The sequence below is a fragment of the Caballeronia sp. GACF4 genome, assembly GCF_023631025.1.
Classification (GTDB): domain Bacteria; phylum Pseudomonadota; class Gammaproteobacteria; order Burkholderiales; family Burkholderiaceae; genus Caballeronia.
Map to the genome: position 1 here is coordinate 270,649 of NZ_JALQDW010000026.1, position 13,979 is coordinate 284,627.

General features: G+C 61.6%; 11 protein-coding genes. 8 read left to right on the forward strand and 3 right to left on the reverse strand.

Going from position 1 to position 13,979, the window contains the following annotated elements; translation table 11 throughout:
- Positions 1-187 precede the first annotated feature (187 nt).
- The gene (locus NCR40_RS25125; protein WP_250469272.1) at positions 188-718 is read left to right on the forward strand and encodes a hypothetical protein; all 531 of its coding nucleotides are present in this window, start codon (positions 188-190) and stop codon (positions 716-718) included.
- Positions 719-1,258: 540 nt separating this feature from the next.
- Positions 1,259-3,412: a hypothetical protein gene (locus NCR40_RS25130; RefSeq protein WP_250510998.1), complete on the forward strand. Its 2,154-nt coding sequence runs from the start codon at positions 1,259-1,261 to the stop codon at positions 3,410-3,412.
- Between the two features lie 51 nt (positions 3,413-3,463).
- Here NCR40_RS25130 and NCR40_RS25135 read toward each other — a convergent pair whose 3' ends face one another.
- A complete protein-coding gene (locus NCR40_RS25135; protein ID WP_250510999.1) occupies positions 3,464-4,240 on the reverse strand; it encodes an NAD(P)H-dependent oxidoreductase in 777 nt (258 codons plus the stop codon).
- Positions 4,241-4,313: 73 nt separating this feature from the next.
- Between NCR40_RS25135 and NCR40_RS25140 the strand changes: the two genes are divergently transcribed.
- Positions 4,314-5,225, forward strand: coding sequence for a LysR family transcriptional regulator (locus NCR40_RS25140; RefSeq protein ID WP_502801026.1), 912 nt, complete (start codon positions 4,314-4,316; stop codon positions 5,223-5,225).
- A 10-nt stretch (positions 5,226-5,235) separates the two neighbouring features.
- Here NCR40_RS25140 and NCR40_RS25145 read toward each other — a convergent pair whose 3' ends face one another.
- Both NCR40_RS25145 and NCR40_RS25150 read right to left on the reverse strand, forming a co-directional pair.
- Positions 5,236-6,843, reverse strand: a complete 1,608-nt coding sequence (locus NCR40_RS25145) for an acyl-CoA synthetase (protein ID WP_250511001.1) — start codon at positions 6,841-6,843, stop codon at positions 5,236-5,238.
- Between the two features lie 30 nt (positions 6,844-6,873).
- On the reverse strand, positions 6,874-7,590 hold the full coding sequence (locus NCR40_RS25150) for a GntR family transcriptional regulator (RefSeq protein WP_250511002.1): 717 nt from the start codon (positions 7,588-7,590) through the stop codon (positions 6,874-6,876).
- 402 nt (positions 7,591-7,992) lie between these two features.
- On the opposite strand from NCR40_RS25150, the gene NCR40_RS25155 reads away from it, so the two are divergent.
- The 5 genes from NCR40_RS25155 to NCR40_RS25175 are packed head-to-tail and all read left to right on the forward strand — an operon-like array spanning position 7,993 to position 13,965.
- On the forward strand, positions 7,993-9,345 hold the full coding sequence (locus NCR40_RS25155; RefSeq protein ID WP_250511003.1) for a GntT/GntP/DsdX family permease: 1,353 nt from the start codon (positions 7,993-7,995) through the stop codon (positions 9,343-9,345).
- 52 nt (positions 9,346-9,397) lie between these two features.
- The gene (locus tag NCR40_RS25160; protein WP_250469280.1) at positions 9,398-10,765 is read left to right on the forward strand and encodes an NAD(P)H-dependent oxidoreductase; all 1,368 of its coding nucleotides are present in this window, start codon (positions 9,398-9,400) and stop codon (positions 10,763-10,765) included.
- Positions 10,766-10,811: 46 nt separating this feature from the next.
- Positions 10,812-12,113 (forward strand): MFS transporter, encoded by a 1,302-nt coding sequence (locus NCR40_RS25165; protein WP_250511004.1) that lies wholly within the window; start codon positions 10,812-10,814, stop codon positions 12,111-12,113.
- Positions 12,110-13,048, forward strand: a complete 939-nt coding sequence (locus NCR40_RS25170; protein WP_250511005.1) for an amidohydrolase family protein — start codon at positions 12,110-12,112, stop codon at positions 13,046-13,048. The genes NCR40_RS25165 and NCR40_RS25170 overlap by 4 nt, the downstream gene beginning before the upstream one ends.
- Positions 13,045-13,965: an amidohydrolase family protein gene (locus tag NCR40_RS25175; protein WP_250511006.1), complete on the forward strand. Its 921-nt coding sequence runs from the start codon at positions 13,045-13,047 to the stop codon at positions 13,963-13,965. Before NCR40_RS25170 ends, NCR40_RS25175 begins: the two co-directional genes overlap by 4 nt.
- The last annotated feature ends 14 nt before the right edge of the window (positions 13,966-13,979 follow it).

Consider the following 13,979-nt stretch of genomic DNA (forward strand, 5'->3'; position numbering starts at 1 on the left):
ATGCTAAAACGCTTCGAAGGCATCGAATCTGTTTATCGGGCACCGCATGGTCTTGCTGCGCAATACCGCGCCAAATCACGCTGACGTGCATTTTCCAGCCCATGGGCATGGTTAACCCATCCTTTGCGTGATCAAACACAGGGACTAGCTTGCGTCATCGCCTGATAACCATTCCGGAGAAGCGTCCATGAGTAGCAACCTGCATCCGAGCGGCAGTCAGTTTCCGAACGGCATTGCAACGCCCAAGCCCACGAGCGCGTCGTCGGCCATACGCGCCGGTGTAGCCGGTGGTCTGGCGGGCGCCGTCGTCATCTGGATCTACGAAGCATTGATCTGGGTAGGCGTACAGCATCTGATGCCCCTTGCGGGCATTCCGCGTAACGCGACCGGGCTGGTCTTCGGAAAAGCGTTTCAGGAAGCGAGCGGCATTTGGGCGTATGTGATTGGCACGGGTATTCACTTCGTGTTCGCCATTGCTTGGGGCATTCTCTTCGCACTCGTCTGGCCGTACTTTCGCCGACGCGGCTACGAGGCGACGTTCATCGCATTGTTCTATGCCGTGCTCGCGTGGATAGTGATGCATGTCGCCATCATGATCGCTTCGGACAATCATCCGAATTACTATGATCCAGCTGTCGTCATCGGCGGATTCATGTCGCATATCTTTTTCACTGTGCCGCTCGCGCTTATCGTAAAGCGCAAGATGGAAGTGCGTTAGGCGTTTAGCCTATCGATCGGTCCGCAGCGGCTTGCCTCGTTCGAGGCGCATGAGCCGTTCGCGGATTGAGTCTCGCTGTCACCTGTTTCAAATTCCCTTATTGCAGCGCGAAAGCAGACGGCATGGCAGAAGACGCATGCCGCGTTTCTTCAATCTCGCGCAGAAGTCGACTTTCTTGTCACTTCGCGGTGAAAGCCCACATTGGGTTGCAGCCGAAAGACGAGTAAACGGTTTCCTTTTTGTTTCCGAAACTCCGACTCCATCTAAAACCATGCCTTGTTCGTGCCGGGTAATCCCCTATCAGGTCGTTGGATAAAACGTTTGACAGCATCGGCTTACAAAGCCTAAATTTGGAAAACGTTTTCCGGTGAAGTTCGCTGACTCAAGCTCGGGGCTTCAATCAAATCATTTTTAATCTTCACCGATTCCGATGAAAAACTTCGGAAGGCCAAATAACGTCCGGTGTCGATCAAGCGCTCAAAGGACGCGCAAAAGAAACCCCCCGCACTACCCACATTCATAACTAAAGACGGAGACAACATGAATCGAAACAGGCAAATCACGCGTGCGTTCGCGCTCGGCACGCTCTCGGCGCTCGTCCTCGCTGCATGCGGTGGCCATGACTCATCGGATGGTTCCACGCCGCCGCCCGCCGCTGTGGCGGCTAATTCGCTTCAAGCCGTGGTCTACGGCGCGAACGACACGAGCGTGCCCGCCGGCGCCGGCGTCCCCATCACGATGATGGGCCAGATGCGCGCGCTCTTCGACCTCATCCGCAAGTCGCCGGATTTCACTCAGGTCGTGATGGATCTGGGCGATGACAGCCCCGTGCACGTACTCGATACCAACACGGGCGACAAGTTCCTGCCGGGCAAGCTGGCGCTCGGTCTGTCTTACATCCTCATCGACATGAAGAAGAAGAGCGACCCCAAGTACGCCGACTATCTCGCAACCTATCAGAAGATAACCACGGCGATGATGGCGCAGTCCGCGAGCGGCGACTACGTCTACGCGAACACGTCCTGGGGCGAGTATTACTATCTCGTCGCCCTCAACAATTTGAAGGCGAACGGCATGCTGAACGAAGTCTTTAGCGATGCCATGCTCAACACGTTGCAAGGCCGCCTCACGTTCTGCGACATGTTCGGCCCCGATGCAAGCGGCAAGGACAATACGTGCCCGGCTGGCGGCGCGTCTATCGACGTGGCTTCGCTCAACACGGCGCAGAATTACTATGCGGTGTCATATGGCATTGCCGGGCTGAGACAGAAGCTCGGCTGGAGCAATCCGGGCTTCGTCTCCACTTCGGACCCGGCGGTTGCGACCATGGGCGCGCGCGATGCGCTGCTCTACACGTTAACCAAGCATATCCGCAATGATTCGTCGGGCGGCTTCTCGGATGAGGCATCGAACACGCATACGACCTACTACGATCAGGCGCGCTTCGACCGCTACAGCACGCTGCTTATCGCGGAGACGGTCGAGCGCAGTCTCGAGATGGGCAACGAAGCGAATTTGACGCCTGAATTGAAGGGCTATTTGCGCAAGTCGATCGATCTGATTCTGCCGCAGATCAATCCGGACGGGCAGGGCTTCAACTACGGCCGCTCGATCGGACCTTACGGCGATTCCGCTTTCATGGAGATTCTCACGGCCGCAGCCAACGCGGGCGTGCTGAGTGCCAAGGAGATGCAGGTCGCCTACACGTTCATCTACAAGGCAGCGCTGCGCTTCGACACGTTTTGGTACGACCCGAACCTGCCGACGCCGTCCGTGAACATGTGGGTGAAGGGGCGCGGCACGGACACATATCGCGGCAAGCCTCGCGTGATGGGCGAAAACTTCAGCCTGCTGCATCAGTACATGTACGTCAACGCGTGGTGGAGCAAGCTCGGCTTCGGCGGCCAAGCCCCCATGAGCGACAGCGATTTCAAAGCATGGCGCGATGCATTGCCTCATTACACGCTCACGTATTACAACTTGCCGAGCGACAGCGCGCATCCGTATAACGCGGCGTTGCTGACGGTGCGTGATGGCGAGCGTGTGATCAACCTGAATCTGAGTCAGGCGCCGGACTACAACTCGTATTCGCCGTACTATCCGGTGCCGTTCTCCGACAAGCTCATCTACGGCACGACCGACCTGGGTTACGCCTTGCTGATTCCGCAAGTGACGTACAACGGCAAGACATACATTCCGGTGACGTACTACAAGAATCTGAGCGTGCTGGAGAGCAACGGTCAGGTGACCGTTTCCTTCGATACAACGAAATTCCGTCAAGCGACCAAGAACGCGGCGTACACGACCGATATCGACCTGCAAGCGCACACGGTGCTGACTTTCGCGCATGGCACGATCACGCGTACGGACACATTGAGTTCGGCCACCCTTGCGGCGCCGCTCGCGGTGGAAACGGACTTTACCTCGTTCGCGGACTTTCAAAGCACGGCGGCGGGCGCGAACGGTAACTCGGTCACCTACGCCAATAGCGCCGCGACGAGCTATGCCACGAGCGGCTTCGATGCTTGCGCGCTGTCGAATTTCGATGTCGCGAACGGTGTCACCAATCCGCTGTCGACTACGCCTGTCGGCCAGTTGCACTCGAACTTCGCATGCAAGACGAATGCGTTCTCTCTTGCGGGTGGCGCGCAACGCAACTTTAGCTGGACCTTGAAGTACGCGGACCCGAACTGATCCTCGTGCAAGGCAAAGCGGGCTCCTCTTGCGAAAGGAGCCCGCTTCTTTTTATTCGACGTGCGCGGCAAATCCGGTCTGTCCCGCAGCATGCTCGTCTTGCAAGGTCAATTGCGGAATGCGGTAGTCGCCATGATTCTGCCGTCTATAAGCAATCGGCGCGTGGTCCCAGAGGGTGTCTAGCCGTTCTCCGAGCGCATCGCGCGTGGCCTCGAAACGCGTTTCATCCATCTTGCTCGTGCGATACACCACGAACGGTGGCACCACGTCGAAGCCCGGATAGAACAGCATGCCGTGCTGGATCGGGAAGAGGATATCGTCCATCGGGCCGTTGATGCCGCGCGCGTCGTAATGCGATTCCCAACCGCCGGTCGTCACGATGATCATCGCGCGTTTGCCCGACATCATGCCTTCGCCATAACGATCGCCCCAGTGCGTGTCCGAGTGTTCGCCCACGCCGTAAGCGAAGCCATAGGCATAGACGCGCTCGAACCAGCCTTTCATGATGGCGGGCATGGAGAACCACCACATCGGGAATTGCAGTATCAATGCGTCGGCCCAGCGCAGCTTGTCCTGTTCGATTTCGATGTCGCGGCTTTGCAGGCCGTTTGCGAACGCGTGTTTCGAATCGAGACTGGGATGAAACGGCGCGTCGGTGTTGCGCTCGCGCACGTCGTTCGCGTCGAGCGTCGTCTTCCAGTTCATCTCATACAGGTTCGACATCTGCACCGTGTGGCCGTTATCGCGCAGGCGCTGCACGGTAAAGTCGTTGAGGGCGCCGTTCAACGAGCGGCGTTCGGGGTGGTCATAGACGATCAGCACATTCATGGCTGCAACTCTCCGGGTTCGTATGACCGCCAGACTAGTGCGGATGAAGGTATATTGGAAATGAATAGTCAATATGCCAGGCATTTCGATGGATAATATTCTCCGCAGACTCGATCTCAATCTACTCGTGACACTCGACGCGCTGCTCGCCGAACACAACGTCACGCGCGCGGCCGAACGGCTGAACTTCTCGCAGCCTTCGGTGAGCGTGCATCTGGCGAAACTGCGCGATATCTTCGGCGATCCGCTATTGCTGCCCGGCCCGCGCGGCATGCGTCCGACTGCGCGCGCCGAGGGTTTGCGCGAGCCATTGCGCGAAGCGCTTGCAGCACTTGCGCGCGCGGTGTCGCCGGAGCAGGCATTCGAGCCGGCGAGCGCGGAGCTTACGTGGCGTATCGCCGCAACCGATTACAGCGAGTCCACCGTGCTCATGCCGGCGATAAACGGCTTGCGGCTGGCCGCACCGCGGACGCGCATTGCCGTGCTCGAAGCCACGCCGCCGCGTCTCGCGCGACAAGCCGAACGCGGCGAGATCGATCTTGCGTTTCATATCACCGAAGGCGCGCCACCGGGTCTGCATCGGCAGGCGCTTTTTACCGAACGCTATGTGCTTGTGGCGAAGAAGGGGCATCCGCGTCTCAAGCGCAAACCCAGCCTCAAGCAGTTTTGTGCGCTCGAACATGTGATCGTGTCGCCGGACGGCGGAGGCTTCTTCGGTCCGACCGACGAAGCGCTCGCGGCACTCGGCGTCGCGCGTCGCGTCGTGCTGTCCGCGCCGCATTTTCTCTTCGTGCGCTCGCTGATTGCATCGACCGATCTCGTGGGCATGCTGCCATTGCGGCTAGTCGAGCACGATGCGGCGCTGCACGTGGTGGACGCGCCAATCGAAGTGTCCGGCTATGAAATGTCGATGTTCTGGCACGAGCGCGTGCATCGCGATCCGGCGCATCGGTGGTTGCGAGACTTCATCGCCGGATCGGTATGACGCGCGATTGCTAAGACGTGAACTGCGAGCGCAGCGACTTGCGGATGATCTTGCCAGTCGCCGTCATCGGCAATTCGGAGACGAAGCGCACCTCGCGCGGATATTCATGTGCCGCAAGCCGCGTGCGGACGTGCTGCTGCAGTTCGAGCACGAGGGCATCGCCCGGTTCGAAGCCGTCGTTGAGCACGACGACCGCGCAGACGATCTCCGTGCGCCGTTCATCCGCCACGCCGATGACCGCCGCGAAGCGCACGGCGGGATGCCTCAAAAGACAGTCCTCGATCGGTCCCGGCCCGATGCGATAACCCGCGCTCGTGATGACATCGTCGTCGCGACCGATGAAGCGAAAGAAGCCCTCCGCGTCGAGCATGCCGAGGTCGCCCGTCAACAGATAGTCGCCGCGAAACTTCTGCGCGGTCGCGGCCTCGTCGCGCCAGTAGCCGAGAAACATCACGGGATCGGGCGCGGCAATGGCGATATTGCCGGGCGTGCCCAAAGGCTGCGGCCTACCTGAATCGTCGACGACAGCCACGCGGTGCCCCGGCACCGCGCGCCCGATCACGCCGTCGCGCGGTTCGAACCATCTGGCGCACGAGGAGAGCACCACGTTGCATTCGGTCTGCCCGTAGAACTCGTTGATGGTGACGCCAAGCGTTGCGCGGCCCCACGACAGCAACTCCTCGCCGAGCGATTCACCGCCGCTCGCCACCGAACGCAACGCGAGCGCCGGCGCTTTCGCTTGCGGCGTCGCACGCATCATCTTGAGCGCGGTCGGCGGCAGGAACGTGTGGCTCACGCCATGCCGTTCGAGCAGATCGAACGCGGAGTGGCCATCGAACTTGTCGAAGCGCCGCGCGAGTACCGGCACGCCGTGATGCCACGAAGGCAAGAGCACATCGAAGAGGCCGCCGATCCACGCCCAGTCCGCGGGCGTCCACATGAGCGTCGCGTCGAGCGGGAAGCACTGCTGCGACATCTCCACGCCCGGCAGATGGCCAAGCAGCACGCGATGTCCGTGCAATGCGCCTTTCGGTTTGCCCGTGGTGCCAGACGTATAGATGATGACGGCGGGATCGTCCGCGGAAGTATCGACGAGGGCGTCTTCTTCCGATGCCGCTTCGAGCGCGGGCCAGAACGTAGCGTCGCTGCCATCGGTCGCGAAGACGTGGCGCAACTCCGGCAGCGATGCGCGAATCGACGCGATCTTCGCCGCGCCTTCGGCGTCCGTCACGACGGCGGCGGCCCCGGAATGCGCGAGCCGGAACTCGATTGCATCGATACCGAAGAGCGCGAAGAGCGGCACGGCAATGCATCCCATGCGATAGGCTGCGAGATGCGCGATCGCCGCTTCGACCGATTGCCGCACGAAGATGGCCACGCGCTCGCCGCGCTGCACGCCGCGTTCGGCAAGCGCGTTGGCGAAGCGGTTGGAGAGGCGTTGCAGGTCGTCGAAGGTATAGCGTTGCTGCGAGAGATCGTTCGATTCGACGATCAGCGCGAGCCGGTTCGAGCTGTCCGCCCATTTGTCGCACACGTCTTGCGCGATGTTATAGCGCGCGGGGATGCGCCAGGTGAAGGCGGCATCGACTGCTTCGTAGGTGTCTCCTGACGGCAGCATGGTTTTTTGTGGTGGGTGAGGGTTCCTCGATCATACGCGTTGCAGCGTCTGCTCCTTCACTTCGTGGTCGCGCTCGGGCGTAATCTGCTCCCAGGTGCTATGCACATGCCGCCTCAGAAATTCCCCAAGCCGCGCGCCATCGCGCGCGTTGAGCAATTGCACGATGATCTCGTGTTCATCGATAGCGGTATGCCACGTCTCCGACGTCACGCTACCTTGAAAGCGATAGCGATAAAGCTGCCGGTTGAGCCGCTCGTGCACTTGCGTGAGCGTGGCGTTCTTGGCCGCCACGATGATGTTCGCGTGGATCGCCTGATTGAGCCGGAAGTAATTCATGCGGTCGCGCCGCTCGTAAGCCGCGTGCATCTCGTGATGGAGCGCGCGAATCTCGGCGATCTCCGCATCCGTCGCTAAACGACACGCCTGTTCGCCGCCAAACGCCTCGATTGCGCCCAACACGTCGAGCTTCTCGCGGATTTCCGCCGCGCTCAGGTCCGCCACGACCGCGCCGCGCTTAGGCAGCACGACGACGAGGCCGTCGCCCGCCAGTTCCTTGAGCGCCTCGCGCAATGGCGTGCGCGAGACCGTCAGCCGTTCGGCGAGCGTGCGCTCGCGCAGGCGCTCGCCGGGCTTGAGTTCGTCGGTCGCGATCATCGTGCGCAAGCGTTGCGCAATCTGCATGGAGAGCAGCGAATCCGGCTCGTCGGCGCTGTCGAAGCCTTCCTGCTCGTCGTCTGAATCCTTCATTTTTGCTTGTTCCCTCGTCGCGGCGACATCCTCGGCCGCTCTGGTATGCCACTTTACCAGCGAACGCGTCACCTGAGATTTGCGGCCGACAATCGGCCCGTCTAGGTGCGATCCCGCACTTGACGGTACACGACGATAGAACTAAATTTCGGTATACCAGAATCAGACAGAGCGCAGAACGTCGTCCGACGCCTGCGAAATTCATAAGAACGCGACTTGGAGACCTGCATGCCAATCAACCGAAAACACCGTTGAATAAGGGTTTCTTGCCGATGCCCGTGTAGTTCGTCCGTGTTTTCGGCAAATAACTCCATCGTTCGGGCGTCGCATTCGTCCGGTATACCGCAAAGAAAACCTCGTCGACACCGGCGGGGCGCCACGCTTTTCGAGCCGCACTACTTCATGTCGCCTTCGCTCTATACGTTGATCGCGCCCGTTATCGCGATCCTTCTGCTGGTACTGCTGATCACGAAGGTCAAGCTTCACCCGTTTCTCGCGCTCATTCTCACGGCCGGCTTTCTCGGCTGCGCGGCCGGACTCGCGCCTACCGCCGTCATCAAGAGCTTTGAAAAAGGCTTTGGCGGCATTCTCAGTTCCGTGGGGCTCGTGGTCGGACTCGGCACCATGCTCGGCGGCTTGCTGCTCGAATCGGGCGGCGCGGATCGCATTGCCAACGCATTCATCGGACTCGGTTCTAAGCGCTGGATTCCGGCGGCCATTTGCGCGGCGTCGCTGCTCATCGGCTTGCCGCATCTGTTCGATGTGAGCTTCGTGATGCTCGTCCCGCTCGTCTACGCCATCGCGCATCGCACGAAAAGTCCGCTGATGGCCGTCGGCATTCCGATGGCCGCCGGCCTCTACGTCTCGCACGGACTCTTGCCGCCGCATCCGTCGCCGACGCTCGCGCTTGCCGCGTTGCATGCGGACGCGGGCCGCACGATCTTTTTCGGCCTGATCGTCGCCGTTCCGATGGCCATTCTCTCCGGCCCGCTCTTCACGGCCTTCGTCATGCGCTTTCTGCCGGTTACGCCAGGCGAGGGTCTTTATTCGCCCGCTGCCGCCGACGACAAGAAAGCCGGCCGCGCCACGCCGCCGCTCGCGCTCGTGCTCGTCACGGTCCTGTTGCCGCCGGTCCTGATGATGATCCGCACGTTCGGCCGCAACTACGCGCCGACCGGCACGCCGATGCGCGAACTGCTCGAAACCGTGGGCGACCCTATCGTCTCGTTGCTGATTGCCGTGCTGTTCGCAATCTGGTCGCTCGGCGTCAAGAGCGGCCTCACGTTGCCGCAGATTCAGAAGCTCCTCGGCAAGAGCGTGGCGCCCGCTGCCGCCGTGATCCTGATCCTCGGCGCGGGTGGCGGCCTGAAAGAGATGCTGCTCGCCACGCATATCGGCGACGCCATCGCGCATTGGGCCACGCATTGGTCGATCTCGCCGCTCGTGCTCGGCTGGGCGGTCGCGGCGCTGATCCGTATCGCGATCGGCTCGGCGACGGTCGCAACCGTGACGGCGGCGGGCATCGTCGCGCCGATCGCGGCGGCCACGCCCGGCGTCAATCTCGAACTGCTGGTGCTCGCCGTGAGCTCGGGCGGACTGATGCTCTCGCATCTGAACGACTCGGGCTTCTGGCTTTTCAAGGAATATTTCCGCCTCTCGGTCGCCGATACGCTCAAGACCTGGACGCTGCTCGTCTCGTTTCAATCGCTCGTCGCCCTCGGCGTGATTCTCCTCATCAACTCGGTGATCGGCTAAACGTGCCGTTCACGTTCCCCACAAGATCAGGCCTTAAAGGACAGACATCGCCATGAACTACGAACATCTCTTCAAGTCGCTCGGCAGCCGCACGATCCGCATGGCGCTCGTCGGTCCGAAAGGCGGCTTCGGCCGCTCGCTGCTCGTGCAATGCCGCGCGTTGCCGGGCCTCGAGATCGCCGCGCTGTGCGATATCGATATCGAAGGCACGCTCGCCGCCCTGGCTTCGCTCGGCTTCGCGAACGATACTGCGCGCGTCTGCAACAACGCCGACGACGTGCGCGCCGCTCGCGCTGATGGCCGTATCGCGCTGGTGGGCGACCATCTGCTGTTGAAGAACGTGGAGCTCGATATCGTCGTGGAAGCGACGGGGCATCCTGAAGTGAGCGTGCAGATCGCCGAGAACGCATTGAAGCGCGGCGTGCACGTGGCGATGGCGACCAAGGAAACCGATTCGGTCGTGGGCCCGTATCTGAACCGGCTCGCGCTCGAAAACGGCGTGACGTACACCACGCCCGACGGCGATCAGCCGAGCAATCTGATCGGCCTCGTGACGTGGGCGCGCGTGCTCGGTTTCGAAGTGATCGTGGCTGGCAAGTCGAGCGAGTACGACTTCATCTACGATCCGGACGCGCATACCATCGACTATCTCGATCAACGCCACGAAGTCTCGCTCGATGCATGCTGGACGCCTGGCGACGATATCGCCGCGACGCTCGCCGCCCGTAGCAAGGCGCTCTCGATGCTGCCGCAAAGCGCGACGCCCGATTACTGCGAGATGAACGTCGTCGCCAATTCGACCGGCTTCGTGCCGGCTGCCGATGCGCTCAACTATCCGCTCGCGCGCTTGAATGAACTCGCCGATATCTTCGTGCCGAAGGAAGACGGCGGCATTCTAGAGCGCACCGGCGTGGTCGATGTCTTCAACTGCCTGCGTCGTCCGGACGATCTGAGCTTCGGTGGCGGCGTGTTCGTCATCGTGCGCTGCAAGGACGAGGAAACCTGGGAGTTGCTCAAGCAAAAGGGCCATGTGGTCGGCAAGAACGGCCGCTATGCATGCATCTACTTGCCGTATCACCTGATGGGTCTCGAAACGCCGATGAGTATTTTTTCGGCGGTGCTGCTCAATCAGCCGACTGGCAGCGCGGAGCAGTTGCCGCACGCGCAAATGGTGGCGCGTGCCGAACGCGACTTCAAGGCGGGCGAGACGCTTGCCATGGGCGGTCATCATCACACCATTCAGGGCGCGACGCCATTGCTCATCGAACGCGCGAAGGCGGGAGTCGCGGCGCCGTTCTATCTCGCGGCCAACAAGCGTCTTCTCGCCGATGTAAAGCAGGGCGACCTCGTTCCGCTCGATGCGCTCGACTTGCAAGGCTCGGCGCTTTACGAAGCGTGGAAGCGCAATCCGTCGCTATAAACGGCCTGAGATACGACGAGGGCTTTCGACCCATACAGGAGGAGACATGCAAACCAATTTATCCGCGAGCGCCTCGGGCAGTTCGCTGCGCGCGCTTCTTTGCACCACCCGCTGGCGCATGGTGCTGTTGCTCTTCGTGCTCTATACGATCAACTGCATCGACCGCATGTCGCTGTCCATTGCAATGCCGACCATCGTGCGCGAGTTTCATCTCGCCGCGACGATGCAGGGGTTGATCCTCTCTGCGTTCTTCTGGACGTACAGCACGTTCCAGATTCCCGCTGGCTGGGCCGCCGACCGCTTCGGCGCACGCCGCATGATCGGCATCTCGGCGGTGCTGTGGGGCGGCTTCCAGTGTCTTGCCGCGTTCGCCATGAACGGCGTGACGCTGTTGCTTACGCGTATCGGTCTCGGCGTGTTCGAAGCGCCTTACATGCCCGCCGCGACGAAGCTCACGGCGGCGTGGCTGCCGCCCGCGGAACGGGCGCGCGGCGTGACACTCATCGATAGCGGCGCGCCGCTCGGCTCGGCGCTCGGTGGCCTGCTCATCAGCGCGCTGATCGGCTTCTCGGGATCGTGGCGTTCGGCGTTCCTGATCGTGGGAGCGGTGACGATCGTCTTCGGTCTCGTCGTCTATCGCATGCTGCGCGAGACGCCCGAGCGGCACGCGGGTATCGACCAGGCGGAAGTCGCGTATATCCGCGAGCAGAAGCTCGTTGCTGGCGAAACCCCTAGCGCGAAGATGGCGCCGCTGTCACGCGGCATCATTTCGGCGATGGTGGTGGGCCGTGTCGGTTGGGCGATGGTGTTCTTCGGCCTCGTGACCTGGGGACCGAACTATTTGTCGGTGGGACGCGGGCTCGATATCCGCGGCATGGGCTTCGCGACCTTCATCATTTTTCTCGCGGGCGCGGTCGGCGAGATTCTGTCGGGCGTGACAGCCGACTGGCTGCAACGGCATTTCGCACGCAAGACGGCGTTCAAGATCCTCTTCGGCGTGTCGGGCGGCATGTCGCTTCTTTGTCTGCTGGCTTTGCCGTTCGTGGCGGATATCCGGTTCGCGGTCGCCGTGTTGTCGCTCGGCGTGTTCTTTCACTTGTGGGGCGGCCTGTACTGGCTCATTCCCGCGATGCTCGCACCGCGCGAGCAAGTCGGCCTCGTCGGCGGCGTGATGAACTTCGCGGGCACGGGCGGCGCGATCATCGTGCCTATCGTCGTGGGCGTGATCGTCGATATGACAGGCGGCTTCACGGCGGTCATCCTGTTCTTCGCTGCGGCGGCGTTCGCTTATCTCGTCGGCTCGCTCTTTATCGATTTCGGCCGCAACGATTCAGGAGCGCGCGCATGAAGGAGTTGTACGAAGGGCCGATCATCGACGCGCATCAGCACTTCTGGGACCTCGAAGCGAATCGCTATCCGTGGCTCATGCCGGGCGTGCTGATCGAACATCGTTACGGCGACTACACGCCGATCAAAGAGACGTACCTGCCATCGGACTATCTGCGCGATGCGGCGGGGCATCGCGTGATCGGCAGCGTGTATGTCGAAGCCGAGTGGAACCCGGATGATCCGCTCGGCGAAACGCGCTATGTCCGCGAGCTTGCCGAAGAGACGGGTCGCCCCAACGCGATCGTGGCGCAAGCGTGGCTCGACCGCGCCGACGTGGACGACGTGTTGTCCGCGCAAGCCCGCGTGGCTCGCGTTCGCAGCGTGCGTCACAAGCCGGGCGCACCGGACAAGGATGGCCGCACGCTCATGTCCGACGAACGCTGGCGGCGCGGCTATGCCTTGCTCGAACGATACGGCCTGCACTTCGACTTGCAGGCGTCGTGGCGGCAACTGTCCGAAGCGGCACAGCTCGCCCGCGATTTTCCACACACCACGCTCATCGTCAATCATGCGGGCGTGCCCGGCGATAGATCGAACGCGACGCTTACGCGTTGGCGCGTGGCGCTGGAAGAACTCGCGCGTCTGCCGAATGTGGCCGTGAAGGTGTCGGGGCTGTGCGAGGCGGGCAAGCCGTGGAGCGTGGCCGCAAACCAGCCAGTGCTCGATACGCTTCATCAAGTCTTCGGCGCCGGGCGCCTCATGTTCGGCAGCAACTTCCCCGTGGATGGCATGTTCATCTCGCTCGACGGTCTGCTACGCGGCTTTGCCGAAGTGGTGCGCGCCTGGCCGCGCGCGGATCAAGAGGCTTTCTTTCACGATACGGCCGTGCGCATCTATCGCCCGGAAGGGCTCGACGACAACGCACGCGGCACTCACGCAAGGACATCGCGATGACCACCAACACGCTCGGCTTCGACCTGCCGATACTGGATGCGCATCATCACTTCTGGGACTTGTCGGACGGCGACTTTCCCTGGCTCACGAACGAGTATGACGACGCCTTCTTCCTCGGCGACTATCGCCGAATGTGTCAGGACTTTTTGCCGCCGCAGTATCGCCAGGCGACGGCCGGCTTCAACGTGATCGGCACCGTGCATGTGGAAGCGGAGCGTTCGCGCAGGCAACAAGTGCGCGAAACCGACTGGCTCACCGCGCTCAACGCGAAAACGGGATTACCCAGCGCGATCGTCGGCCATGTGTTCTTCGTGCAGCCCGATTGCGATGCGATTCTCGCAGGCCATGCAAACAGCCCGCTCGCGCGCGGTGTGCGCTCGAAGCCTGAAATCTCCAGCGGTCCGCATGAATCCGTTGCGGGCCAACCGGGCACGATGCAAGACGAAGCATGGCTTGCGGGTCTTGCTTTACTCGATAAGTACGGCTTCTCGTGGGACTTGCGCGTGCCGTATTGGCACTTGGAAGAAGCGGCGGAAGTGGCGCGTGCATTCCCGAAGACGCCTATCGTCACGAACCATCTCGGCTTGCCGCTCGATCGATCGGACGAAGGCGTCGCGATCTGGCACCGTGGCATGGAGAAGCTCGCGGCGTGTCCGAACGTCTATCTGAAGGTATCGGAACTCGGCTTGCCGAACGGCACGTGGGACAGCGCGAGCAATCGCCGCGTGATTCGCGAAGCCGTCGATCTATTCGGCTACGAGCGTTCGATGTTCGCGAGCAATCTGCCGGTGGGTAACTTGTCGGCGAGCTTCACGGAGATCGTCGCCGATGTGCTCGGCGCCTTGCCGCAAGCCACCGAAACCGATTTACGCGCGTTGTTCGAAGGGACCGCGCGACGTTTCTATCGCGTCGAATAAAAACATGACCGCAC

Bases quoted from the DNA above. Each gene is read 5' to 3' on its own strand.
- NCR40_RS25125 (WP_250469272.1), top strand. From the start codon at position 188: ATGAGTAGCAACCTGCATCCGAGCGGCAGTCAGTTTCCGAACGGCATT.
- NCR40_RS25130 (WP_250510998.1), top strand. From the start codon at position 1,259: ATGAATCGAAACAGGCAAATCACGCGTGCGTTCGCGCTCGGCACGCTC.
- NCR40_RS25135 (WP_250510999.1), bottom strand. From the start codon at position 4,240: ATGAATGTGCTGATCGTCTATGACCACCCCGAACGCCGCTCGTTGAAC.
- NCR40_RS25140 (WP_502801026.1), top strand. From the start codon at position 4,314: ATGCCAGGCATTTCGATGGATAATATTCTCCGCAGACTCGATCTCAAT.
- NCR40_RS25145 (WP_250511001.1), bottom strand. From the start codon at position 6,843: ATGCTGCCGTCAGGAGACACCTACGAAGCAGTCGATGCCGCCTTCACC.
- NCR40_RS25150 (WP_250511002.1), bottom strand. From the start codon at position 7,590: ATGAAGGATTCAGACGACGAGCAGGAAGGCTTCGACAGCGCCGACGAG.
- NCR40_RS25155 (WP_250511003.1), top strand. From the start codon at position 7,993: ATGTCGCCTTCGCTCTATACGTTGATCGCGCCCGTTATCGCGATCCTT.
- NCR40_RS25160 (WP_250469280.1), top strand. From the start codon at position 9,398: ATGAACTACGAACATCTCTTCAAGTCGCTCGGCAGCCGCACGATCCGC.
- NCR40_RS25165 (WP_250511004.1), top strand. From the start codon at position 10,812: ATGCAAACCAATTTATCCGCGAGCGCCTCGGGCAGTTCGCTGCGCGCG.
- NCR40_RS25170 (WP_250511005.1), top strand. From the start codon at position 12,110: ATGAAGGAGTTGTACGAAGGGCCGATCATCGACGCGCATCAGCACTTC.
- NCR40_RS25175 (WP_250511006.1), top strand. From the start codon at position 13,045: ATGACCACCAACACGCTCGGCTTCGACCTGCCGATACTGGATGCGCAT.